The sequence below is a fragment of the Campylobacter sp. RM9333 genome (genome assembly GCF_020137705.1).
GTDB lineage: Bacteria > Campylobacterota > Campylobacteria > Campylobacterales > Campylobacteraceae > Campylobacter_E.
In genome coordinates, this window is sequence record NZ_JACGAY010000061.1 from 1 (window position 1) to 544 (window position 544).

1 pseudogene is annotated in these 544 nt (G+C 30.5%); it reads left to right on the forward strand.

What is annotated here, in order from left to right:
- Positions 1 to 544: pseudogene (locus tag AVBRAN9333_RS09445) on the forward strand (methyl-accepting chemotaxis protein); the annotation flags it as partial.

Genomic DNA, 544 nt, shown 5'->3' on the forward strand with positions numbered 1-544 from the left:
GCAGTAGAACAAAGCGTTCAAACAGCAGCAGCAATTGAAAGCGGAGATTTAAAAGCAAGAATTACTCTAAATCCTGCAAATCCACAATTAATTGAATTAAAAAATGTCTTAAATAAAATGCTTGATACTTTAGAAGAAAAAGTTGGAGCTAATACAAACTCAATTGAAAAGATATTTGATGAATATAGCCAAAACGACTTTAGAAATGAAATAAAAAATGCTAAAGGTAGAGTAGAACTTGCAACTAATATGTTAGGTAAGCAAATAAGAGATATGTTAAAAACAAATCTTGAAACTGCAAGAAACCTACAAGATAAATCTAAAATACTAAAAACAAGTGTTAGTGATATAAACGAAGGTGCAAGAAAGCAAGCAAGTAGCTTACAAGAAAGTGCAGCAGCAGTAGAAGAGATGAGTGCATCTATGCATGCAGTAAATCAAAAATCAAACGAAGTTATTAAAAACGGAGAAGATATTAAAAATGTTATTACTATGATTAGAGACATTGCAGAACAAATTAATCTACTTGCACTTAATGCTGCAA